Below are 21,143 nucleotides of genomic sequence, written 5' to 3' on the forward strand. Positions count from 1 at the left end.
GCCCGCGCGGGGCGGGCAGAGTGAGACTACCTGGTAGTAGCCGGTCCGGTCTGGACCTGCGTACGGTCCGGTCCTGCGGGCGTCAGTTCCAGTCGGTGTAGCCGGCGTACCCGGAGGCGTCGGCGAGCTGGCCGTCGAGGCCGTCGAGGTCCTCGGGGAGGAGGCTCCACACGATCAGGTCGGTACGGGTCTCCGCCCAGCCGCCGTCCGGCGTCTGGGTGCGGACTATCCACGCGTTGCGCAGCACGCCTTCGCTGATGCAGCCGATCTTCTGGGCGACCTGCTGGGAGGCGGTGTTGTCGGCGGCGGTGCGCAGTTCCAGGCGCTCGAACTGCCGGTCGCGGAAGAGCCATTGGGCGACGGCGAGGACGGACTCGCAGGCGTAGCCCTCGCCCCGGGCCCAGGGGGCGGTGACGTAGCCGATCTCGGCAGTGCGACAGCGCCAGTTGGTGTTCTGGAGGTGGACGACGCCGACCAGACGCTGCGTCAGGAACTCGGTGACGGCGAACACGATGCCGCGGCCTTCGGTGCGTTCGGCGTGCGAGTGGTGCAACGCCCAGCTGCGGGCGTCGTGGACGGTGTACGGGTGGGGCACCGAGGTCCAGGCGGTGATGAGTTCGTCGTTCATCATCTCGGTGAGCGCCATGACGTCCGCTTCCTCGAAGGGGCGCAACACCAGCCGGTCCGTGCTGATGGAGACGTCCGGGAAGGTGGTAGTCATGCGCAGCTCCATGCCTGAGACCGGTAGGCGGGCGACAGAGGCCCATAGACGGACAGCATGCAGCATCGGCCCGGGGATGCGCATGGCCGGGTGTCCGGCGCCGTGACGGGCGAAGGCCCCGCGTTCCCGGGGGGATACGCGGGGCCGTTCCGGGTGGTGACCCGGCGCGCCGGATCAGGCGGCGGGCTTGCCGAAGGCCGGGATGACCGAGCCCTCGTACTCGTCCTCGATGAACTTCTTGACCTCGGGCGAGTTCAGGAGCGTGGCGAGCTTCTGGATGCGCGGGTCGTTCTCGTTGCCCTTCTTGACCGCAAGGAAGTTGGCGTAGGGGTTGCCCTCGGCCTTCTCCAGGGCGAGCGCGTCCTTCGCGGGCTTCAGGTCGGCCTCGATGGCGTAGTTGCCGTTGATGACGGCGGCGTCGACGTCGTTCAGGGCGCGCGGGACCGTGGCGGCCTCCAGCTCCTTGAACTCCAGACCCTTCTTGTCGGTGATGTCGGAGAGCTTGGCGTTGGTGCCGACGCCTTCCTTGACCGTGATCAGGCCGTTGGCGGCGAGCAGCTGGAGCGCGCGGCCCTCGTTGGTGGTGTCGTTGGGGACGGCGATGGTCTGGCCGGCCTTGATGTCCTTGAGGGACTTGACCTTCTTGGAGTAGAGGCCGAGCGGCTCCAGGTGCACGTCGACGACGGGGACGATGTGCGTGTTGTTCTTCGCGTTGAAGTCGTCGAGGTACGGCTTGTGCTGGAAGAAGTTGGCGTCGACCTGGCCCTGCTCGGTGGCGGTGTTCGGCAGGACGTAGTCGGTGAACTCCTTCACCTCCAGCTTGAGGCCGGCCTTCTCCGCCAGGTTGTCCTTGACGAACTTCAGGATGTCGGCGTGCGGGACCGGCGAGGCCGCGACGACGAGGGGCTTTGCCGCGGCGGCCGCGCCCGTGGCGTCGGACTTGGTGGAGGCCGGGTCGGACGCGGTGCCGCAGGCGGTGAGGCCGAGGGCGAGGGCGGCGACGGCTGCGGCGGAAGCGGTGAGCTTGGTGTTCTTGCGCACGAAGAGTGCCTCTTTCTTGGTGGTGCGGATAACGCCCGAGCACGACGAGTGCGGGCTGTGTGCGGAGAGAAGTCTGTTCAGGCCGTACGGCCGCGGCGGGCCAGCAGGCGTACGGCGACGTCGCCGGCCAGCTGGATCACCGTGACGATGGCGATCAGGACCACGACGGTGGCGACCATGAAGCCGGTCTCGAAGCGCTGGAAGCCGTACGTGATGGCCTTGGAGCCGAGTCCTTCACCGCCGACGGCGCCGGCCATGGCGGAGTAGCCGACCAGGGTGATGACGGTGGTGGTGACGCCGGCGACCAGGGAGGGCAGGGACTGCGGCAGCAGCACCTTCCAGACCAGGGTCGGGATGCCGCCGCCCATGGACTGGACGGCTTCGACCAGTCCGTGGTCGACCTCGCGGATCGAGGTCTCGACGAGGCGCGCGAAGAAGGGGATGGCTCCGATGGCGAGCGGGACGATCATGGCGGTGGGGCCGATGAAGGTGCCGACGATCGCGGTGGTGACCGGGATCAGGAAGATCAGCAGGATGATGAACGGCAGCGAGCGGCCGACGTTCACGATCGCGCCGATGACCTTGTTGAGGGGACGATTCTGCAGCAGGCCCCCCTTGTCGGTCAGGACCAGCAGGATGCCCAGCGGGAGGCCGCCGAGGACGGTGACGACCGTGGACCACAGGACCATGTAGAGCGTGTCGTACGTGCCCTGGGTGAGCAGGGGCTCCATTTCGGACCAGGTCACTTGGCACCTTCCTTGACCAGTTCGGCGATCTCGCTGTCGGTGTCGACGACGTCGACCTGGAGGCCCTGCTCGCGCAGGAAGCCGACTGGGACGACGTTGTCCTCGTAGCGTCCGGGCAGCTCGATGCGCATCCGGCCGATCTGCCGACCGCCGACCGTGTCCATGGCTGCGCCGAGGATCGAGATGTCGATGTTGTACGTGCGGGAGAGCTGGGAGATGACCGGCTGGGTGGCGGCGTCGCCGTGGAAGGTGACGTCGACGACCGTGCGGTCGAGGCCGGTGGCGGTGCCGCTGACCGGGAAGAGCTCTCCGGCGAGCTCGGAGCCTGGGGTGGCGAGCAGCTCGGAGACGGTTCCGGACTCGATGATCCGGCCGTTCTTCATGAGGGCGGCGGAGTCGCAGATGGTCTTGACGACGTCCATCTCGTGCGTGATGAGCAGGACGGTCAGGCCGAGCTGGCGGTTGAGGTCGCGCAGCAGCTGGAGGATCGAGCGGGTGGTCTCGGGGTCCAGGGCGCTCGTGGCCTCGTCGGACAGCAGCACCTTGGGGTCGCCGGCCAGGGCGCGGGCGATGCCGACGCGCTGCTTCTGGCCGCCGGAGAGCTGGGTCGGGTAGGCCTTGGCCTTGTCGGCGAGGCCGACGAGGTCGAGGAGTTCGAGGGCCTTGCGGGAGCGCTCGCGGCCGGAGACGCCGAGGATCTCCAGGGGCAGCTCGATGTTGGCCTGCACGGTCCGGGAGGACAGCAGGTTGAAGTGCTGGAAGACCATGCCGATGCGGCTGCGGGCCTCGCGGAGGTCCTTGCCGGCGCGGCGGCCGCGGGCGGCGAGTGCGGTGAGATCGACGCCGTCCACGGTCACGGTGCCGGTGGTGGGGCGCTCGAGCAGGTTGACGCAGCGGATCAGGGAGGACTTGCCGGCGCCGCTCTGGCCGATCACGCCGTAGACCTCGCCCTCGCGGACGTGCAGATCGACGCCGTCCAGGGCGGTGACCTCGCGGCCACGGGACTGGTAGACCTTCGTGAGGCCCGATGTGGTGATCACAGGAATTCCGTCGCTGTCGAGTGCGCGGCGCAGGCATGCCGGGCACGGGGCATTGATCTGGGGACGCGGTACGGGCTGGACCGGGTCGGCCCTGGGACCGGTGGAATCGGATGGAACCAGGGCAAACCGAGGGGTTCAGCGCATGCGCGGGGCAGGAGCGGAGCCGCGATCACGGTCAGCTCACCGGGTCTCGCTTCGGGGCGCGAGGCTCAGGAAAGGGGCCCTCAGAAGGCGCACATTCGACACATACAACGAGCACCGGGCGTCATGGTCGCCTCGGTCGCAGGGATGCGGTTGCTCGTCGTGGTCATGGGCCCCAGTAAAGCAGACCGGGCCCCGCACCGATCAACGTTGTCCGCATAGCGGACGACTTTCGGCCGCATACCGGACAACAGCGGTCACTCCCCCGGCCTTGTCCCGACCCCCGGTCCGGCGGCGGTGACCTGCACGGACGCGGCCGAGCGGTCCACGACGACGAGGTCCGCGCCGGGCTCCCCGGCGGGGTGCGCTGTGGTCAAGACCACGGTCCACGGGCAGGAACGGCTCGGGGGCCGGGCCCGGCGCGCAGGACGGCATGGCTCCGGGGAAGCCCCGGCGCAGGGCTGAGCGCATCGGGTCTTTCGGCCCGTAATACCCTCGCAGCATGCTTGACGCCCTGACGGTCACGATCGGCGTGGCCGCACTCGCCCTCGCCGCCTGGTGCGGCTTCGCCGCGTACCGCGACCAGCCGACCAAGGACTGGCACTTCATCGGCATGGCCGTGGTGAGCGTGCTGGCCCTCGCGCAGCTCGTCGTGGGCCTGGTGCAGCTCGGCCGCGGCGAGCGGGCCGACGAGGGCGGGGTGATCTTCGTGGCGTACCTCTTCGGTGCGTTCGCGGCGGTCCCGGCGGCCGGGCTCCTCTCGCTCTCGGAGCGCACCAGGTGGGGTTCGGTGACGGTGGCCGCGGGCGCGGTGGTGCTCGCCGTGCTGGAAGTACGGCTCTACGACATCTGGAGTCCCGGTGCCTGAGACGAAGCCGGCCGAGCCGGAGCAGAGCCCCGCGGACCCGTCCGCGGCCGGCGGCCGGGGGCGCCTGGTCTCCGGCCCCGGGCTGCTGCTGGTCTGGCTGTACGGAGTGATCACAGTGGGAGCGGTCTCGCGCTCGCTCTACCAGATTTCCACGGAGTTCGACCGGGCCCCGCTGCCCTACACGCTCTCGGCGGTGGCCGCGCTCGTGTACGCGTTCATCACGTACTCGCTGGTGCGCGGCGGGGAGAGGGCCCGCAAGGCGGCGCTGGTCTGCTGCGCCGCCGAGCTGACCGGCGTACTGGCCGTCGGCACCTGGACCCTGGTGCGCCCGGAGGCCTTCCCCGACGCGACGGTGTGGTCGGACTTCGGGATGGGTTACCTGTTCATCCCGGTGATCCTGCCGGTCACCGGGATGCTCTGGCTGCGCACCAGGCGACCTACGCGCTGACGACGTAGGAGGAGGCCTCCTTCTCCAGGATGATCACGCGGACGCCGTCGGCGCCGGTGGTGTCGCCCACTTTGGCGTAGCCGGCCTTGCGGTACAGGTTCAGGTTGCTCTCGCTGCGCTCGCCGGTGGACAGCCGGAAGCGGCTGGTGCCGCCGCGGCCCTCGAGGGCCCCCTCGACCGCGCGCAGCAGCCGGGCGCCGAGTCCGTGGCCCTGCATTCGGGGGTGTACGCAGAGCTTCGCGATCCGGCCCGTGCCGTCCCCGTCCGGGGTGCCGCGGACCATGCCGACCACCTCGTCGCCGAGCCGGGCCACCAGCACGCAGTCCGTGTCCAGTTCGGCCCGGACGGAGTCGAGGGTCTGGACCAGGGGCTCGATGCGGTAGTTGCCGTAGAGCTCCGCCTCGCTCTGGAAGCAGAGGTACTGGAGTCTGAAGATCTGCTCGGCGTCGTCCGCGCCCGCCGCAGAGATGGTCACGCTCATGCCCATGTGCGCATGCCTCCCGCTCACCTGGTAGCCCGTCGGTCTACCGCTCCTTTCCCCGCAGTTCAGGAGCCGCAACCTCTGCCGCCAGCATTCTGCGCAGACATCCCAGGCATCGGGAACGTACGGGTCCCAAACTGCCTTGTGAGATACCCAACTCTCCTGCGATTTCACGGTAGGTGAGGTCTCGAGGCGAAAGAAGTGCGGACAGCAGTTCGGGGCAGCGTCCCGGCAAACGGGCGACGGCCGACCGGAGTGCCCGCTGCTCCTCATCGTCCAGCGCGGCGCGTTCGGGGCAGTCGGTGCTCCCGGCGGGGAGGGCGCCGTAGGGGATCTCGCGGCGGGCCCGGCGGCGGGCGCTGCGGGCTTCGGCCCGTACGGCGCGGCGCAGCCAGCGGGCGGCTTCGGGGGGCCGGCCCGCCGCCTGGTCGCGTTCCAGCAGCCTGACCCATACGGCCTGTTCGAGGTCGGCGGGGTCGATGCCCGCGGCGGGGGCCTCGGCCGCCGCCTCTGCCGAGAGCAGCGGGCCCAGTTCGCTCATCACGTCCATGCCGGGCGGGACGCGCGGCGGCGGCCGGCGGTTTCCCCGCCGACCGCCGCTCACCCGTACGAGAGGTTCCGCTTGTCCGTTGACCTAGCGGTCGGCGAAGTCCGCGGCGGCCAGCAGGGCGGTGTCGGGCTGGTCCGTGAAGATGCCGTCGATCCCCTGGTCGAAGTAGGCGCGCAGGGCGCCGAAGACGTCGCCGTAGGCGGTGGGGTCCGTGCCGCGGCGGAATTCCGCGGGCAGGAAGTTGTTCTCGTTGCGCGCGGTGTAGGGGTGCAGGACCAGGCCCTTCGCGTGGGCGTCGCGCACCAGGGTGGTCGGGGTGCCCAGGCGGCCGGCGGCGTCGCGCGGGATGACGAGGTCCAGGGTGGGGCCTATGCCCTGGGCGAATCCGGCGATCCAGCGCAGCCCCTCGGGCTTGACCAGGTCGGCGACCGTACGCGGATCCCCGGCCTGCTCGAAGTCCCAGGGCCGGGTGTGGGCGGCGGACAGCAGGACGACCTTCGGCGCGGCGGTGAGCCGGGCGAGCCGCTGGATGCTGGAGGGTTCGAAGGACTGGAGGAAGACGGCGGCGTTGCGGCCGTCGCGCCCGTAGCGGCGCAGCAGCTTCACCAGCGGCTCCTCGAGGCCGAGGCCGAGCGAGCGGAAGTAGCTGGGGTGCTTGGTCTCGACGTGCAGCCAGATCTCCCGGCCGCGGCGGCGGCCCTCGCGGCGGGCCCAGCGCAGCACCTCCTCGAAGGTGGGCACGGCCCAGCGTCCGTCGTAGAGCGTGTTCCGCTGGCGCAGGGCCGGGATGCGTTCCTTGGCCCGCAGGGTCTTGAGCTCGGCGAGGGTGAAGTCTTCGGTGAACCAGCCGGTCATCGACACGCCGTCCACGGACTTCGTGGTGCGGCGGCCCGCGAACTCGGGACGGTCGGCCACGTCGGTGGTGCCGCCGATCTCGTTCTCGTGCCGGCACACGAGGTGGCCGTCCTTGGTGGGGACGAGGTCCTGCTCGATCACGTGGGCGCCCATGTCCAGCGCGAGCTGGTAGGAGCCGAGGGTGTGCTCCGGCCGGTGGCCGCTGGCGCCACGGTGGGCGATGACGGTCGGCACGGGCAGGGACCGGTAGCCCTGCCCGCCGCGCTCGGCAGCGGCGGCCGCCGGTCCGGCGCCCAGGCTCACCGCGGTTCCTCCGGCGGCGAGCACCGCCGCGCCCAGCACGCTCCTGCGTGCCGCCCCACCCTGCGTCATGAGTGCTCCTCGCTCGTTGTACGTCGCTCGTGGTGCCGCGTCGTCGACGGGTCGAAGGGCCCGGGGTCTCCGGGGCCGTGCGGCCCGTTGCGGCGGACCGATGGTAGGCAGCGGGTTCTTAAGGAAGGGCGATCCCGGCCGGAACATGGCGGAAACGTGCGTCAACACTGCGTGTCGCGTGCGTGAACCCGATGTGCGATCAGCGGTGACCCGCGAGTATCGTCCTCACCTGCACTGACTTGACGTGGTGCACGATCCGCTTTCGACGCCGGAGGGCTCCGTTGTTCCGTACCAGGCTCATCAAGGCCACTGTCGGACCGGTCATGCGCATGATGTTCCGCACCCGCGTGGAGGGCGTCGAGAACATCCCGGGCAGCGGGGCGGTGATCCTGGCGGGCAACCACCTCACCTTCATCGACTCGATGATCCTTCCGCTGGTCTGCGACCGGACGGTGCACTTCATCGGCAAGGACGAGTACGTCACGGGCAAGGGGCTCAAGGGCCGCCTGATGGCCTGGTTCTTCACCGGCTCCGGCATGATCCCCGTCGACCGCGACGGCGCGAACGGCGGCGTCGCGGCGCTGATGACCGGCCGCCGGGTGCTGGAGGAGGGCAAGATCTTCGGCATCTACCCGGAGGGCACCCGCTCCCCCGACGGCCGCCTCTACCGCGGCCGCACCGGCATCGCCCGGCTGACCCTGATGACCGGCGCCCCCGTGGTGCCGTTCGCGATGATCGGCACGGACAAGCTCCAGCCCGGCGGCAAGGGCATGCCCCGCCCGGGCCGCGTCACCGTCCGCTTCGGCGAGCCGATGGAGTTCTCCCGCTACGAGGGCATGGACCGCGACCGCTACGTGCTGCGGGCCGTGACCGACTCCGTGATGGCCGAGGTCATGCGGCTCTCCGGCCAGGAATACGTGGACATGTACGCGACGAAGGCCAAGGAAGCGGCCTGATCACTGCCGGCTGAGCGAGCGGGTCACGCCCGCCGCGATCGTCGTGGCCAGCGTCCACCCCGTCACGATGAGCAGGTACGACAGCCACTGCTGCACGCCCCGCGGGGCGAACGCCTGCTCCTGGCCGAAGCCGATGATCGGCAGCAGCAGGTCGGCGGTGTAGAAGACGGCGTTGAACGGCGGCGCCTCGTCCGGCTTCAGCGCCGGCGGGTGCTGCACGCCGAACGCCAGCGACCCGATGAGCAGCATCGCCGCCAGCCAGCCCGCCGCCCGCATCGGCCGGAAGCCGTAGCCGACGGTGAAGTCCTGGAGCGCGCCCCAGACCCGGGCGTGCCGGGGCAGCGTGCCGCGGTGGCGGCGGAGCTTGGCGAGCTGCACGGTGCGCGCCTGCGCCTCGTCGCCGGAGGTGCGGTAGGAGCCGGCCAGCTGCTCGTATACGTACGGCAGGTACCCGTCCCCCTCGCGCTCGAGCAGTTCCAGCCGCTGTTCGGCGGGCAGGTGCGGGATGAGGGTGCGGTAGGTCAGGCCGTCGAGGCGGACCCGGTCGGGCCACACCGCGGGGTTGGCGTGGAGCGTGTCGAGCTGGGTGCGGCGCAGGCTCACTCCGCCGCGGATGCGGGTGCAGTCGATCAGCCGCAGTTCGCCGATGACGGCGCTGCTGGCGCGCAGCGCGAGGCCGTCCGGGCAGGCGAGCTTGGAGTAGCCCAGGTGGAGCTTGCCGGGTATCCGGGCCCCGGCGACGTTGACGCTGCCTTCGGCGCGCAGCCGCTTGGCCCGCAGGTCGGCGCCGACCGTGACGGTTTCGGCGAAGAGGGCGGTGCCCCCGGGGTTGAGCAGGACGGCGTCGTCCAGGTTGATCTGGCCGCCGACGGTGGAGCCGTTGACCCGTACCTGGCCGTGGACGGTCACGCCCATCGCGATGATGTCGGTGCCGACGGTGGCGTGGTTGAGCTGGAGCAGGGGTTCGGGCGTCTCCTCGGGGTGCCGCGGCGGCTCGGGGCTGCCGAGGACCGCGTGCTGGAGGAAGAGCCCGCCGCCGAACTGCGCGCCGCCCAGCCGTACCGGGCCGGTGATCCGGCAGCAGGTGAGCCGCATGACGACCTCGACCCGGAGGGTGGCGGCGGTCAGGCCCGGCAGGACCGAGTCGGTGAGGACGAGGGCCTGCAGCTGGGCTCCGTACAGCAGGATCTTGCGTTCGAACCAGCAGGCGCGCAGGCGTACGGGGTGGTCGACGGAGCCGTACTTGAGGTCGAGCTTGCCGGTGATGCGGGCCCCCCAGACCCGTACGCCGGCCACCTGGCCGTCCTCGGTCGGGCCGTCGAGCAGGAGGGCGCGCAGCACCTCGGCGCGCACGGTGCGCTCGGGACCCCAGGAAGCGCCCTCCCCGGGGTCCTCGTCGTCGCTGCGGCGGAAATCGACGCCTTCGCCGCGCGGGAAGGCCTCCCATATGCGGCGTTCCGCGGGCGTCAGGTCGTTGATCTCCATTGCCCGGATGGTGGCCCGGGTCCGAACGGGCTGTCAACTTCTGGCCGGAACACGCCCACTGGCGGAGTGTCAGTGTTCGACGTCGCCGGCCAGGTGCTGGCCGCGCAGCAGGAACCAGGCCGCGGCGGCGGTGGCGAGCAGGACCGCCGCTCCGACGCCGGAGGCCAGGCGCAGCCCGTCCACGAAGGCCTCCTGGGCGGCGGCCACCATGGTGTGCGCGGTCTGCGGGTCGACGGCCTTGGCCGCCTCGACGGCGCCGCCGAGGGACTCGTGGGCGGCGTCGGCCACGGCGTCCGGGACCCCGGCGGGGGCGGTGAAGCCCTGGTAGACGCCGGTGACGATGGAGCCGAGCAGGGCGATGCCGAGTGCGGCGCCCAGTTCGTACGCCGTCTCGGAGACGGCCGAGGCCGAACCGGCCTGCTCCTTGGGCACGCTGGAGAGGATCACGTCGGCGGTGACGGTGAAGGAGAAGCCGGCGCCGAGGCCGACGACGAGCAGGGCGGCACCGAGGAGCGGGTAGCCGGTGTCCTGGTGCACGAGGGTGATCACGCCGAGCGCGAGTCCGATGGCCGCGAGGCCGCCCGTCACGACGGAGCGCACGGAGTACCTGCGGGCGTAGCGGCCCGCGAGCAGGCCGGTGGCCACGGCGCCGATGGCGGCGGGGAGCTCGGCCAGGCCCGCTTCCAGGGGCTCGCGGCCCTGGACGAGCTGGAGGAACTGCGACAGGAAGAAGACCAGTCCGGACAGGCCGAAGACGGTGAGCAGGTCCGCGAGGACCGCGCCCGAGAATCCCCGGTGCTTGAAGAGCCGCATGTCGAGCAGCGGTGAGGTCAGGGTGAACTGGCGGCGCACGAAGGCGTACAGGCAGGCGGCGCCGATGGCGGCGGCCGCCCCGACCTCCCAGGAGAGGCCGTGGGTCGCGAGTTCCTTGATCGCGTACACGACACCGATGATGCCGACGAGGGAGAGGCCGACGCTGACGAGGTCCCAGGGGCCGGCGACGGGGTTCTTCGACTCGGGCAGCAGCTTGATGCCGACGACGACGAGGACCGCCATCACGGGCAGGTTGATGAGGAAGACCGAGCCCCAGTAGAAGTGCTGGAGCAGGAAGCCTCCGACGACCGGGCCGACGGCCGCGCCTGCCGAGGCGGTGGCGCCCCAGATGCCGATGGCGAGGCTGCGCTCCTTGGGGTCGTGGAAGATGTTGCGGATCAGCGCGAGGGTGGACGGCATCAGGGTGGCGCCGGCCACGCCGAGCAGGGCCCGGGCCACGATCATCATCTCGGGGCTGGTGGCGTAGGCGTTGAGGACGGAGACGGCACCGAAGGCGGTGGCGCCGATCAGCAGGAGCTTCTTGCGGCCGATGCGGTCGCCGAGCGAGCCCATCGACACGAGCAGTCCGGCGATGACGAACGAATAGATGTCGCCGATCCACAGCAGCTGGGTGCCCGAGGGCTTGAGGTCCTCGCTGAGGGCCGGTGTGGCGAGTCCGAGCACGGTGGCGTCGACCGCGACCAGCAGCACGGCCAGCACGAGCACGGAGAGCGCGAGCCAGCGTCCGCGCCCGGGGCTCTTGACCTCCGTCCCCTTGCGTCCGCTCGCCTGCTTGGTAACGCTCATTTCTCCACACTCCGTCGTGCGCCGCCGAGCAGCAGCTCGGTGATCATGTGTTGGAAGTCCTTGGCCGCGACCCGGCCGTCCATGACGGCCCAGGCGCACGCGCCGATGAGGCCGTACAGGGCCTCGGTGAGCCAGGCGGGGCTGAGGTCGATCCGGATGTCGCCCTCCGCCTGTCCGCGCCGGAACAGCGCGCTGACGCGGGCGTCGAGCCCGGCCCAGCCCTCGTTGACCTGGTCGCCCTCGAAGAGCTGGTTCTCGGTGACGAGGAAGGCCAGCAGCTGTGCGTTGGGCTCGGCTTCGGCCACGAGCCGCCGCAGCGCCTCGACCGCCGTCCCCTCGTCGAGCCGTGCCCGGTCGAACGCCCCCTCGAACTCCCGGATCCCGAGCTCCTCGAGGGCGCGGACGAGCGCGTCCCGCCCGGCGAAGTGCCGGTGGAGCGTCGCCCGCCCGATCCCGGCGGCCTTCGCCACCTCGTCCATCGTGGCGGTCGACTTGCGGGAGAGCAGGGCGGCGGCATCGCGCAGCACCTGGTCACGATCCATGGCCATGAGACAACCGTACCCCAAATGAGACGCAGATGTCTCACTCGGGACGGCGGCAGCCGAAAATCGGCCGCCCCGAGGTCGTCGGAACGGAAGGGTGGCCCCATGAAGCCACTGCTGCTGATCGACGTCGACGGCCCGCCGAACCCCTACGCGACCAAGGCCCGGCGCCGACCTGAGGGGTACACCACGCACCGGATGCGCCCGACGGGCTGGACGACGGGGAAGCCGCTGCGGGTCTGGCTCCACCACGGGCACGGCGCCGAGCTGCTCGCGCCGGCGGAGTCGTACGAGCTCGTCTGGGCGACTGGGCGGCGTGACGGAACCCGGCCCCCGGGCATCCCGGCCGGCTCCGGGGCGCCTGGGCGGTTTTGATCATGCTTCGCCCGTCGTCTTAGCATGCGCACGCCACCCCCGTGATCTGTCGTCCGACGAAAGCGACCCATGCGCATCCAGCGGATCCTCGCCACGACCGCCGCCCTCAGCTGCCTCACCGCCCTCGCCGGGTGCGAAGACGGCAGCGGACAGTCCGCCCCGTCGGCCGCCGGCCCCTCCCGCTCCGCAACCGCAACCGCAACCGCAACCGCCGACGGTCCCCCGGCCGAAGCGCAGCGCCCGACCCCGCAGGACCCGGCGGGCGGCGGCGGGAAGCCGGGGCAGCCGGAGACCGGCAGCCTGGGGCTCCCGCGCGCGGGAAGCATCGCCGAACTGAGGAAGCTCGTCGGCAACAGCCTCGACTGCGAGGAGAACTTCTCCACCGACCCCGACGACGTCGCGGTCGAGTCGATCGACTACGAGCCGGTGGTCACCGGGAACGCCCGGGACTGGGGCGTGACGGACCGGGCCCTGTGCGGGACGCCGGCGGGGGCGCAGCGCGCCCACGACCTCAGCTGGCTCGACACGGTCGGGGACATGAAGCTGCTCCAGACCAGGGCGAAGGCCGCGCAGCGGGCCGACTTCAAGGACGACGGCAGGCTGAAGCAGACCGCGAGCCGGCTGCTCGTCGGGGAGAACATCGCCGTCGAGACCAACAGCCCCTCGTCCCGGCACGGGCTGTACCAGCTGCAGTTCCTGTACCTGAACTGCATATACGGCTTCTCCGCCCCGTCCGGGTACCGGCTGGAGAAGTCCCAGGTCGAGGGCTGCGTCCTGACCAACTACGAGCCGGACCACCCGCTCGGCTGAGCCGGGGTGCACACACGGCGGAGGGGCGGCCGGAGCACAGGCTCCGACCGCCCCTCCGGTCATCCCGCGGCGTGCGGACGTACATGCCCCGGGGCCGTGACGGCCCGGCCGGGGGTGCGGGCCCGCAGGGCCGCGGGCGTTCGGGGGCAGCCGTGCGGCTACCGCTTGTGCGCGGCCCAGGCGTGCTGGATCACCAGGTCGGCCTTCAGCTCCGCGAGCTGGACGGCGACCGCGCTCGGAGCGGTGCCGCCGCGGCCGTTTCGGGACGCCAGCGCGCCCGGCACGTCGAGGACCGTACGGACCTCGGGGGTCAGGTGCTCGGAGATCTTCGCGAACTGGTCGTCGGTGAGCTCGTCGAGCTCGATGCCGTGCGCCTCGCACTCCTTGACGCACTCGCCGGCGACCTCGTGCGCCACCCGGAACGGCACGCCCTGCTTGACCAGCCATTCGGCGATGTCGGTGGCGAGGGAGAAGCCGGCCGGGGCGAGCTCCTCCATCCGCTCGCGGTTGACGGTGAGCGTGGCCATCATCCCGGTGAACGCCGGGAGGAGGACCTCCAGCGTGTCGCAGGAGTCGAACACCGGCTCCTTGTCTTCCTGGAGGTCGCGGTTGTACGCCAGCGGCAGGGCCTTGAGGGTGGCGAGCAGGCCGGTCAGGTTGCCGATCAGGCGGCCCGACTTGCCGCGGGCGAGCTCCGCGATGTCCGGGTTCTTCTTCTGCGGCATGATCGACGAGCCGGTCGAGAAGGCGTCGTGGAGGGTCACGAAGGAGAACTCCTTCGTGTTCCAGATGATGATCTCCTCCGCGATCCGGGACAGGTTGATCCCGATCATCGCGGTGATGAAGGCGAACTCCGCGACGAAGTCGCGGGAGGCCGTGCCGTCGATGGAGTTTCCCGCCGAGCCGCGCTCGAAGCCGAGGTCGGCGGCGACCGCCTCCGGGTCCAGGCCGAGCGAGGAACCCGCCAGGGCGCCCGAGCCGTACGGGGAGACGGCCGTCCGGGTGTCCCACTGGCGCAGCCGCTCCGCGTCCCGGCTCAGGGACTGCACGTGCGCCAGGACGTGGTGGGCGAAGAGCACGGGCTGGGCGTGCTGGAGGTGGGTGCGGCCCGGCATGGCCACGTCCGCGTGCGCCTCGGCCAGGCCGACCAGCGCATCCTGGAGGTCGGCGATCAGGGCGCCGATGATCCGGGCGTGGTCGCGCAGGTACATCCGGAAGAGGGTGGCCACCTGGTCGTTGCGGGAGCGGCCGGCCCGCAGCTTGCCGCCGAGGTCGGGACCCAGGCGCTCCAGCAGGCCCCGCTCCAGGGCGGTGTGCACGTCCTCGTCGGCGATGGTGCCGGTGAAGGTGCCGGCGGCGACGTCTGCCTCCAGCAGGCCGAGGCCGGCGATCATGCGCTCCAGCTCGTCGGCCGTGAGCAGGCCCGCCTTGTGGAGCACGCGCGCGTGGGCGCGGGAGCCGGCGATGTCGTAGGGCGCCAGCCGCCAGTCGAAGTGGACCGACGCGGAGAGCTTGGCCAGGGCCTCGGCCGGGCCGTCGGCGAAGCGGCCGCCCCAGAGCCGGACGTCACCGTTGTTGCTGCTCACTGCTGTGCTCCTCAAGGCTGCTGCATCGCTTGGGCTGCGTTGCTTCGACTGCATTGCTTCGGATGTGCAACCGCCTCCCCGCCGCGGAGAAAACGGGGAGGCGGTCGGGAACTGCCGGGCGTTACGCCAGGTCGCGCTTGGCGGCGATCTTCGACGAGAGGCCGAAGATCTCGATGAAGCCCTGGGCCTTCGACTGGTCGAAGGTGTCGCCGGTGTCGTAGGTCGCCAGGTTGAAGTCGTACAGGGACTCGTCCGACCGCCGGCCGGTGACCACGGCGCGCCCGCCCTGCAGGGTCATCCGGATGTCGCCGGTGACGTGCTGGTTGGCCTCGTCGATGAAGCCGTCCAGGGCGCGCTTGAGCGGGGAGAACCACAGGCCGTCGTAGACGAGCTCGCTCCAGCGCTGCTCGACCTGCCGCTTGTAGCGGGCGAGCTCGCGCTCGACGGTGACGCTCTCCAGCTCGGAGTGGGCGGTGATCAGCGCGATCGCGCCCGGGGCCTCGTACACCTCACGGGACTTGATGCCCACGAGCCGGTCCTCGACCATGTCGATCCGGCCGATGCCCTGGGCTCCGGCGCGCTCGTTGAGCTGCTGGATGGCCTGCAGGACGGTGACGGGCTTGCCGTCGATGGCGACCGGGACGCCCTCCTTGAAGGAGATGACGACCTCGTCGGCCTCGCGCGGGACGGCCGGGTTGGAGGTGTACTCGTAGATGTCCTCGATCGGACCGTTCCAGATGTCCTCCAGGAAGCCCGTCTCGACGGCGCGCCCGAAGACGTTCTGGTCGATGGAGTACGGGGACTTCTTGGTGGTCGCGATCGGGAGCTGCTTGGCCTCGCAGAAGGCGATCGCCTTGTCACGGGTCATCGCGTAGTCGCGGACCGGGGCGATGCACTTGAGGTCGGGGCCGAGGGCGGCGATGCCGGCCTCGAAGCGGACCTGGTCGTTGCCCTTGCCGGTGCAGCCGTGGGCGACGATCGAGGCGTTGTGCTTCTTGGCGGCGGCCACGAGGTGCTTGACGATGGTCGGCCGGGAGAGCGCCGAGACCAGCGGGTACCGGTCCATGTACATGGCGTTGGCCTTGATCGCCGGGAGGCAGTACTCGTCGGCGAACTCGTCCTTGGCGTCCGCGACCTCGGCCTCGACGGCACCGCAGGCGAGTGCGCGCTTGCGGATGACGTCCAGGTCCTCGCCGCCCTGGCCGACGTCCACGGCAACGGCGATGACCTCGGCGCCCGTCTCCTCGGCGATCCAGCCGATGGCGACGGAGGTGTCCAGGCCGCCCGAGTAGGCGAGTACGACGCGCTCGGTCACGGGTTTCTCCTTACGGTGCAATCAACGACAGGCATAACTATGCACTACTCCGTATGTTTCGTCAACGAGCGCGGAAATACCAGGTCAGGGGCGCACCGGGGCCTCCAGGGCGGTCGGGGTACGCCGGCACAGAGAAGACCCCGCGCGCGCAGGCCGTACGGCGGGCCGACCGGTGGGGGCCGCAGCGGGCGGGGCGGGGGCGATAATCCGACCATGGGAAAGATCTACGAACGCATAGACGGCCGGCTGCGCGAATTCATCGAGGCGCAGCCGGTGTTCTTCACGGCGACCGCGCCGCTCTCGGGCGACGGGCACGTCAACCTCTCCCCCAAGGGCCGCGCGGGGACGCTCGTCGTCATCGACGAGCAGACCCTCGCCTACCTGGACTTCGGCGGCAGCGGCGCGGAGACCATCGCACACGTCCGCGAGAACGGCAGGATCACCCTCATGTGGTGTGCCTTCTCCGGGCCGCCGAACATCGTCCGCGTGCACGGCGAGGGCGAGGCGGTGTTCCGGGACGACCCGCGCTGGGGCGCGCTGATCGGGCTCTTCGGAGCTGCCGACGGCCCCTCGGCCCGCGCGGTGATCCTGGTGCACGCCCGGCGGATCGCGGACACCTGCGGGTACGCCGTCCCCTTCCTGGACTACCGGGAGGAGCGCACCCTCCACGCGGAGTACTTCGGCCGCAAGACGGACGAGGAGTTCGCGGAGTACTGCGAGAAGAAGGAGTACATCGAAAAGAGCCTGGACGGCCTGCCTGCACTGCCGCTCCCGCTGCCTCCCCGTACCGTCTGAGGGATGCGGACCGCTCTCCTTCTCGGCTCACTGCTCGTCAGCACCCTGGCGCCGCCCGTGAATGCGCCGGCGCCGCCGTGGCTGCCGCTGCCCGCGCGGATGGCCGACACCGGCGGGGGCAGTCAGCTGATCACGGCGGTCGCGCCCGCCGCCGGGTCCACCAGCGGACGGCTGACCTGGTGGGACCGGCGCGGCGGGCGCTGGATCGCGGCCGGCAGCGCGCCCGCCCGCTTCGGGGCGAAGGGGCTCACCGAGGGCGCCACGCGCACCCAGGGCACGAACACCACCCCCACCGGTCTGTACGCGCTGCCGTACGCCTTCGGCATCCGTCCCGCGCCCGCGGGGACGCGCTACCGCTACCGGGCGGTGCGCGCGGACTCCTGGTGGTGCCAGGACGACTCCTCGCGGCAGTACAACCGCTGGGTGCAGCCGCTGCCCGCGGACTGCGCGGCGGCCGAGGCCGAGCACCTGGTGACGTACGGCACGCAGTACGCCCACGCGCTGGTGATCGGCTTCAACTACGCCAAGCCGGTGCGCAAGCGGGGTGCGGGCATCTTCCTGCACGTCAACGGCCGTGGGGCGACGGCCGGTTGCGTGTCGGTGCCGGCGGAGGCCATGCGGCGGATCCTCCGCTGGGCGGACCCGCGCCGCAGCCCGCACATCGCTGTCGGGACGAGGTCGGGGCCGCTGACGGTCACCCGCTACTGACCTGCTCCGGGTCGGTGTCCGGGTCCGTGCCCGGCACCTCCGCGGACTCCGCGGCCTCCGCAGGGGGCGGCGGGGGCGGGATCCGGCGGACCCTGCCGGTGCGGCGGCCCAGGAACGCGCTCCGCCGGACGAGCCCTGCCCGCCTGGCGTCCAGGGCGGCGAGCGCCGGGTGCACCTGCTCCCGGCAGTACGTGCGCACGGCGTCCGGGTCGCCGGGGTGGCGCATCTTCTTCCAGGCCTGCGGGGAGGCCGAGACCAGGACCAGGCAGAGCGCGATGCCCACTGCGGCGGCCCACTGCGCCGGCCCTTGCGGCACCGAGCCCAGCAGGCCGGCCACGCAGACGAACACGAACGTGATCGCCACGTACGTCGCGAGCACGCCGAGGCAGCTGCCGACGCACCCCTGGGGCCGGGGCCGCGGCGGCAGCAGGCGGGCCTGTCCGTCCAGGAAGGCGTGCAGGCGCTCCTTGTGCTCCGCGTCGTGGTGGACGACGCGGCCGAGGGTGACGGACTTGGGATGCCGCCTGCGGACCGCGTCCAGCAGGGCCGCGGGCACCGGGTGCTCCGGGCCCGGGCGGTCCGGTTCGGCACCCCGGTCCGTCAGCCGTATCGCACCGTGCTTGTCGATCTCGACGAGTCCCGCGAGGAGCAGCTCGGCCGCGGCGGCCTCGGTCGCGCCGCCCGCCCACTCCTCGCCCGCGGCGTAGTACGGGTCGATCTTCCCCACGGACACCAGCTTCTGCAGGCGCTGCGCCCCGCGCCTGCGCCACAGCTGCCGGGCGCCCATGAACGCGTACAGGACCGTCGTGAAGGCCAGTGCCGCGAAGAACAGAGGAACTCGGTACATGCCCGCAGGCTACGTCCCGTCACTGACAGACCGTCTCCTGCGGGGCACTCCACGGGGATTGGGGCCGGGTCAGCTCTCCTTCTGTGCCAGGCGCAGCAGGTGGTCGGCGAGGGCCTGGCCGCCCGCCGGGTCGCGGCTGATCAGCATCAGCGTGTCGTCCCCGGCGATCGTGCCGAGGATCGCGCGGAGTTCGGCCTGGTCGATGGCCGAGGCCAGGAACTGGGCCGCACCCGGCGGGGTGCGCAGGACGACGAGGTTGGCGGAGGCCTCCGCCGAGATGAGCAGCTCGCCCGAGAGGCGCCGCATGCGCTCCTCCTTGGCCGACTCGCCCAGCGGTGCCTGCGGGGTGCGGAAACCGCCCTCGCTGGGCACGGCGTAGATGAGTTCGCCGCCGGTGTTGCGGATCTTGACGGCGCCCAGCTCGTCGAGGTCCCGGGAGAGCGTCGCCTGGGTGACGCTCAGCCCGTCGTCGGCGAGCAGCTTCGCCAGCTGGCTCTGGGAGCGCACCGGCTGCCGGTTGAGGATGTCCACGATCCGGCGGTGACGGGCGGTCCGGGTCTGCGGGACGGCGGGGCCGCCGTGCTCGTTGTCCTGCGCCTGACTCATCGTCGTCTCATTCTCCGGATCGTCCGTCCCCGCTGGCTGCGTCGAGGATGCCGGGCAGGGCCCGTACGAATGCGTCCGCCTGCGCCTCGGTCAGTACGAACGGCGGCATGAGCCGTACGACGTCGGGGGCGGGCGCGTTGACAAGGAAGCCGGCATCCTGAGCCGCCTGCTGCGCCTGTGGCGCGAGGGGCTCGGTCAGCACGATACCCAGCAGAAGGCCCGCGCCACGGACGTGGGAGACCAGCGGATGCCCTGCGGCCTCGATTCCGCTCCGGATGCGCTCCCCGGTCTCCTTGACGCGGTCGAGGAGGCCGTCGGCGGCGATGGTCTCGATCACGGCCAGGCCGGCGGCGCAGGCGACCGGGTTGCCGCCGAAGGTGGTGCCGTGCTGGCCGGGCTGCAGCAGGTCGGCCGCCGGGCCGAAGGCCACGGTCGCACCGATCGGCAACCCGCCGCCGAGGCCCTTGGCCAGCAGGACCAGGTCCGGCTCGACGCCGTCGTGGGCCTGGTGCTCGAACCACTGGCCGCACCGCCCGATGCCGGTCTGCACCTCGTCGAGCACGAGCAGGGTGCCGGTGGCTCGGGTGATCTCGCGGGCCGCGCGCAGATAGCCGGCGGGCGGTACGACGACGCCGTTCTCGCCCTGCAGCGGCTCGATGATCACGAGGGCGGTGTCCTCGGTGACGGCGGCCCGCAGGGCCTCCGCGTCTCCGTACGGGACGTGGGTGACCTCGCCCGGCAGCGGCAGGAACGGCTCCTGCTTCTTCGGCTGGCCGGTGAGCGCGAGCGCGCCCATGGTCCGGCCGTGGAAGCCGCCCCGGGTGGCGACCATACGGGTCCGCCCGGTCAGCCGACCGATCTTGAAGGCGGCCTCGACCGCCTCTGCACCGGAGTTGCAGAAGAACACCCTGCCGGGGCGGCCGAAGAGCTGGAGGATCCGCTCGCCGAGCGCGACGACCGGCTCGGAGGCGTACAGGTTGGAGACGTGCCCGAGGGTGGCGATCTGGCCGGACACGGCGCTCACCACGGCCGGGTGGGCGTGGCCCAGGGCGTTGACCGCGATGCCGCCGACCAGGTCGGTGTACTCGCGGCCGTCGGCGTCCCAGACCCGGGCGCCCTCGCCGCGCACCAGGGCCACGGCGGGGGTGCCGTAGTTGTCGGTGAGCGCGTCCTGCCAGCGCCGCGCGTAGGCCTTGTTTCCGTTGCCGGCCGTCGTCCCGGTCATTCCTCTCCCCCATCGTGTGCGTCGGGCACGACCATCGTGCCGATTCCTTCGTCCGTGAAGATCTCCAGCAGGATGGAGTGCTGGACCCGTCCGTCGATCACGCGCGCGGTGCGGACGCCGTTGCGGACGGCGTGCAGGCAGCCCTCCATCTTGGGGACCATGCCGCTCGACAGCTCGGGCAGCAGCCGCTCCAGCTGGGAGGCGGTGAGCTGGCTGATGACCTCGTCGCTGTGCGGCCAGTCGGCGTACAGGCCCTCGACGTCGGTGAGGACCATCAGGGTCTCGGCGCCGAGCGCTGCGGCGAGCGCCGCGGCCGCGGTGTCGGCGTTGACGTTGTAGACGTGGTTGTCGTCGGCGCTGCGCGCGATGGACGAGATCACCGGGATCCGGCCGTCGTCGAGCAAGGCCTCGATGGCGCCGGTGTCGATGGCGGTGATCTCGCCGACGCGGCCGATGTCGACGAGCTCGCCGTCGATCTCGGGCATGTGCCTGACGGCGGTGATCGTGTGGGCGTCCTCGCCGGTCATGCCGACGGCGAGCGGGCCGTTCTGGTTGAGCAGCCCGACCAGTTCGCGCTGGACCTGTCCGGCGAGGACCATGCGTACGACGTCCATGGCCGCTTCGGAGGTGACGCGCAGGCCGGCCTTGAACTCGCTGGCCAGGCCCTGCTTTTCGAGCTGGGCGTTGATCTGCGGGCCACCGCCGTGCACGACGACCGGCTTGAGGCCGGCGTGCCGCAGGAAGACCACGTCCTGGGCGAAGGCGGCCTTCAGCTCGTCGTCGATCATGGCGTTGCCGCCGAATTTGATGACGACGGTCCGGCCGTTGTGCCGGGTCAGCCAGGGCAGGGCCTCGATGAGGATCTGTGCCTTGGGCAGGGCGGTGTGCTTCCGGGCAGGGCTCATGAGGAATAGGCGCTGTTCTCGTGGACGTACTCGGCGGTGAGGTCGTTGGCCCAGATCACGGCGGACTCGCTGCCGGCGGCCAGGTCGGCGGTGATGCGGACCTCG

23 protein-coding genes and 1 pseudogene are annotated in these 21,143 nt (G+C 71.3%); 7 read left to right on the forward strand and 17 right to left on the reverse strand.

Annotated elements, in window-relative coordinates; all coding sequences use genetic code 11:
• Positions 1 to 82: 82 nt before the first annotated feature.
• The 4 genes from ACZ7H1_RS33690 to ACZ7H1_RS33705 all read right to left on the reverse strand — a co-directional run bounded on the left by ACZ7H1_RS33690 (position 83) and on the right by ACZ7H1_RS33705 (position 3,548).
• Complete coding sequence (locus tag ACZ7H1_RS33690; protein WP_470791885.1) at positions 83 to 721, reverse strand: GNAT family N-acetyltransferase; 639 nt, start codon at positions 719 to 721, stop codon at positions 83 to 85.
• Between the two features lie 174 nt (positions 722 to 895).
• Entirely contained in the window at positions 896 to 1,762 is an 867-nt protein-coding gene (locus ACZ7H1_RS33695; protein ID WP_470791886.1) for a MetQ/NlpA family ABC transporter substrate-binding protein, read from the reverse strand.
• A 77-nt stretch (positions 1,763 to 1,839) separates the two neighbouring features.
• Entirely contained in the window at positions 1,840 to 2,508 is a 669-nt protein-coding gene (locus ACZ7H1_RS33700; RefSeq protein ID WP_470791887.1) for a methionine ABC transporter permease, read from the reverse strand.
• Entirely contained in the window at positions 2,505 to 3,548 is a 1,044-nt protein-coding gene (locus ACZ7H1_RS33705; protein WP_470791889.1) for a methionine ABC transporter ATP-binding protein, read from the reverse strand. The genes ACZ7H1_RS33700 and ACZ7H1_RS33705 overlap by 4 nt, the downstream gene beginning before the upstream one ends.
• A 643-nt stretch (positions 3,549 to 4,191) precedes the next feature.
• Between ACZ7H1_RS33705 and ACZ7H1_RS33710 the strand changes: the two genes are divergently transcribed.
• A complete protein-coding gene (locus ACZ7H1_RS33710) occupies positions 4,192 to 4,557 on the forward strand; it encodes a hypothetical protein (protein ID WP_470791891.1) in 366 nt (121 codons plus the stop codon).
• A gap of 64 nt (positions 4,558 to 4,621) precedes the next feature.
• On the forward strand, positions 4,622 to 5,005 hold the full coding sequence (locus ACZ7H1_RS33715; RefSeq protein ID WP_470791916.1) for a hypothetical protein: 384 nt from the start codon (positions 4,622 to 4,624) through the stop codon (positions 5,003 to 5,005).
• Here the strand turns inward: ACZ7H1_RS33715 and ACZ7H1_RS33720 are convergent.
• The 3 genes from ACZ7H1_RS33720 to ACZ7H1_RS33730 form a co-directional block, all read right to left on the reverse strand.
• Positions 4,995 to 5,492 carry a GNAT family N-acetyltransferase gene (locus tag ACZ7H1_RS33720; protein ID WP_470791892.1) on the reverse strand — a complete coding sequence of 166 codons (498 nt, stop codon included), beginning with the start codon at positions 5,490 to 5,492 and terminating at the stop codon, positions 4,995 to 4,997. The genes ACZ7H1_RS33715 and ACZ7H1_RS33720 overlap by 11 nt on opposite strands.
• 37 nt (positions 5,493 to 5,529) lie before the next feature.
• A complete protein-coding gene (locus ACZ7H1_RS33725; protein ID WP_470791893.1) occupies positions 5,530 to 6,036 on the reverse strand; it encodes a sigma-70 family RNA polymerase sigma factor in 507 nt (168 codons plus the stop codon).
• Between the two features lie 84 nt (positions 6,037 to 6,120).
• Positions 6,121 to 7,263 (reverse strand): glycerophosphodiester phosphodiesterase, encoded by a 1,143-nt coding sequence (locus tag ACZ7H1_RS33730; RefSeq protein ID WP_470791894.1) that lies wholly within the window; start codon positions 7,261 to 7,263, stop codon positions 6,121 to 6,123.
• Positions 7,264 to 7,586: 323 nt separating this feature from the next.
• Here ACZ7H1_RS33730 and ACZ7H1_RS33735 point away from each other — a divergent pair, with 323 nt between their 5' ends.
• Positions 7,587 to 8,219, forward strand: coding sequence for a lysophospholipid acyltransferase family protein (locus ACZ7H1_RS33735; RefSeq protein WP_470791918.1), 633 nt, complete (start codon positions 7,587 to 7,589; stop codon positions 8,217 to 8,219).
• Here ACZ7H1_RS33735 and ACZ7H1_RS33740 read toward each other — a convergent pair whose 3' ends face one another.
• The 3 genes from ACZ7H1_RS33740 to ACZ7H1_RS33750 form a co-directional block, all read right to left on the reverse strand.
• The gene (locus ACZ7H1_RS33740; RefSeq protein WP_470791896.1) at positions 8,220 to 9,704 is read right to left on the reverse strand and encodes a bactofilin family protein; all 1,485 of its coding nucleotides are present in this window, start codon (positions 9,702 to 9,704) and stop codon (positions 8,220 to 8,222) included.
• Positions 9,705 to 9,773: 69 nt separating this feature from the next.
• Positions 9,774 to 11,324, reverse strand: coding sequence for an MFS transporter (locus ACZ7H1_RS33745; RefSeq protein WP_470791897.1), 1,551 nt, complete (start codon positions 11,322 to 11,324; stop codon positions 9,774 to 9,776).
• On the reverse strand, positions 11,321 to 11,872 hold the full coding sequence (locus ACZ7H1_RS33750; protein ID WP_470791899.1) for a TetR/AcrR family transcriptional regulator: 552 nt from the start codon (positions 11,870 to 11,872) through the stop codon (positions 11,321 to 11,323). Before ACZ7H1_RS33750 ends, ACZ7H1_RS33745 begins: the two co-directional genes overlap by 4 nt.
• A gap of 99 nt (positions 11,873 to 11,971) precedes the next feature.
• On the opposite strand from ACZ7H1_RS33750, the pseudogene ACZ7H1_RS33755 reads away from it, so the two are divergent.
• Positions 11,972 to 12,175 (forward strand): annotated as a pseudogene (locus ACZ7H1_RS33755) (hypothetical protein); the annotation flags it as partial.
• 135 nt (positions 12,176 to 12,310) lie between these two features.
• Positions 12,311 to 13,051 carry a hypothetical protein gene (locus ACZ7H1_RS33760; protein WP_470791901.1) on the forward strand — a complete coding sequence of 247 codons (741 nt, stop codon included), beginning with the start codon at positions 12,311 to 12,313 and terminating at the stop codon, positions 13,049 to 13,051.
• A 158-nt stretch (positions 13,052 to 13,209) separates the two neighbouring features.
• Here the strand turns inward: ACZ7H1_RS33760 and argH are convergent, their stop codons facing one another.
• Together argH and ACZ7H1_RS33770 are read right to left on the reverse strand one after the other, a co-directional pair.
• The gene (gene argH, locus ACZ7H1_RS33765; protein WP_470791903.1) at positions 13,210 to 14,637 is read right to left on the reverse strand and encodes an argininosuccinate lyase; all 1,428 of its coding nucleotides are present in this window, start codon (positions 14,635 to 14,637) and stop codon (positions 13,210 to 13,212) included.
• A gap of 121 nt (positions 14,638 to 14,758) precedes the next feature.
• Positions 14,759 to 15,952, reverse strand: coding sequence for an argininosuccinate synthase (locus ACZ7H1_RS33770; RefSeq protein ID WP_470791904.1), 1,194 nt, complete (start codon positions 15,950 to 15,952; stop codon positions 14,759 to 14,761).
• Between the two features lie 213 nt (positions 15,953 to 16,165).
• Between ACZ7H1_RS33770 and ACZ7H1_RS33775 the strand changes: the two genes are divergently transcribed.
• On the forward strand, positions 16,166 to 16,747 hold the full coding sequence (locus tag ACZ7H1_RS33775) for a pyridoxamine 5'-phosphate oxidase family protein (protein WP_470791906.1): 582 nt from the start codon (positions 16,166 to 16,168) through the stop codon (positions 16,745 to 16,747).
• A 3-nt stretch (positions 16,748 to 16,750) separates the two neighbouring features.
• On the forward strand, positions 16,751 to 17,455 hold the full coding sequence (locus ACZ7H1_RS33780) for a L,D-transpeptidase family protein (protein WP_470791907.1): 705 nt from the start codon (positions 16,751 to 16,753) through the stop codon (positions 17,453 to 17,455).
• Here ACZ7H1_RS33780 and ACZ7H1_RS33785 read toward each other — a convergent pair.
• The 5 genes from ACZ7H1_RS33785 to ACZ7H1_RS33805 form a co-directional block, all read right to left on the reverse strand.
• A complete protein-coding gene (locus ACZ7H1_RS33785; protein WP_470791909.1) occupies positions 17,442 to 18,302 on the reverse strand; it encodes a hypothetical protein in 861 nt (286 codons plus the stop codon). The two genes, ACZ7H1_RS33780 and ACZ7H1_RS33785, sit on opposite strands and share 14 nt — an antisense overlap.
• A gap of 69 nt (positions 18,303 to 18,371) precedes the next feature.
• Entirely contained in the window at positions 18,372 to 18,908 is a 537-nt protein-coding gene (locus ACZ7H1_RS33790; protein ID WP_470791910.1) for an arginine repressor, read from the reverse strand.
• Between the two features lie 7 nt (positions 18,909 to 18,915).
• Positions 18,916 to 20,133 carry an acetylornithine transaminase gene (locus ACZ7H1_RS33795; RefSeq protein WP_470791912.1) on the reverse strand — a complete coding sequence of 406 codons (1,218 nt, stop codon included), beginning with the start codon at positions 20,131 to 20,133 and terminating at the stop codon, positions 18,916 to 18,918.
• Positions 20,130 to 21,038, reverse strand: coding sequence for an acetylglutamate kinase (gene argB, locus ACZ7H1_RS33800; RefSeq protein WP_470791914.1), 909 nt, complete (start codon positions 21,036 to 21,038; stop codon positions 20,130 to 20,132). The genes ACZ7H1_RS33795 and argB overlap by 4 nt, the downstream gene beginning before the upstream one ends.
• On the reverse strand, positions 21,035 to 21,143 hold a 109-nt coding region (locus ACZ7H1_RS33805), incomplete at its 5' end, for a bifunctional ornithine acetyltransferase/N-acetylglutamate synthase (RefSeq protein ID WP_470791920.1). The genes ACZ7H1_RS33805 and argB, both read right to left, overlap by 4 nt.

The sequence above is a fragment of the Streptomyces sp. NPDC037401 genome, assembly GCF_055602345.1.

Coding starts and splice junctions, on each gene's coding strand:
- ACZ7H1_RS33690 (WP_470791885.1), bottom strand. CDS start 721: ATGACTACCACCTTCCCGGACGTCTCCATCAGCACGGACCGGCTGGTG.
- ACZ7H1_RS33710 (WP_470791891.1), top strand. CDS start 4,192: ATGCTTGACGCCCTGACGGTCACGATCGGCGTGGCCGCACTCGCCCTC.
- ACZ7H1_RS33720 (WP_470791892.1), bottom strand. CDS start 5,492: ATGGGCATGAGCGTGACCATCTCTGCGGCGGGCGCGGACGACGCCGAG.
- ACZ7H1_RS33725 (WP_470791893.1), bottom strand. CDS start 6,036: ATGGACGTGATGAGCGAACTGGGCCCGCTGCTCTCGGCAGAGGCGGCG.
- ACZ7H1_RS33730 (WP_470791894.1), bottom strand. CDS start 7,263: ATGACGCAGGGTGGGGCGGCACGCAGGAGCGTGCTGGGCGCGGCGGTG.
- ACZ7H1_RS33735 (WP_470791918.1), top strand. CDS start 7,587: ATGCGCATGATGTTCCGCACCCGCGTGGAGGGCGTCGAGAACATCCCG.
- ACZ7H1_RS33740 (WP_470791896.1), bottom strand. CDS start 9,704: ATGGAGATCAACGACCTGACGCCCGCGGAACGCCGCATATGGGAGGCC.
- ACZ7H1_RS33745 (WP_470791897.1), bottom strand. CDS start 11,324: ATGAGCGTTACCAAGCAGGCGAGCGGACGCAAGGGGACGGAGGTCAAG.
- ACZ7H1_RS33750 (WP_470791899.1), bottom strand. CDS start 11,872: ATGGCCATGGATCGTGACCAGGTGCTGCGCGATGCCGCCGCCCTGCTC.
- ACZ7H1_RS33760 (WP_470791901.1), top strand. CDS start 12,311: ATGCGCATCCAGCGGATCCTCGCCACGACCGCCGCCCTCAGCTGCCTC.
- ACZ7H1_RS33775 (WP_470791906.1), top strand. CDS start 16,166: ATGGGAAAGATCTACGAACGCATAGACGGCCGGCTGCGCGAATTCATC.
- ACZ7H1_RS33780 (WP_470791907.1), top strand. CDS start 16,751: ATGCGGACCGCTCTCCTTCTCGGCTCACTGCTCGTCAGCACCCTGGCG.
- ACZ7H1_RS33785 (WP_470791909.1), bottom strand. CDS start 18,302: ATGTACCGAGTTCCTCTGTTCTTCGCGGCACTGGCCTTCACGACGGTC.
- ACZ7H1_RS33790 (WP_470791910.1), bottom strand. CDS start 18,908: ATGAGTCAGGCGCAGGACAACGAGCACGGCGGCCCCGCCGTCCCGCAG.
- ACZ7H1_RS33795 (WP_470791912.1), bottom strand. CDS start 20,133: ATGACCGGGACGACGGCCGGCAACGGAAACAAGGCCTACGCGCGGCGC.
- argB (WP_470791914.1), bottom strand. CDS start 21,038: ATGAGCCCTGCCCGGAAGCACACCGCCCTGCCCAAGGCACAGATCCTC.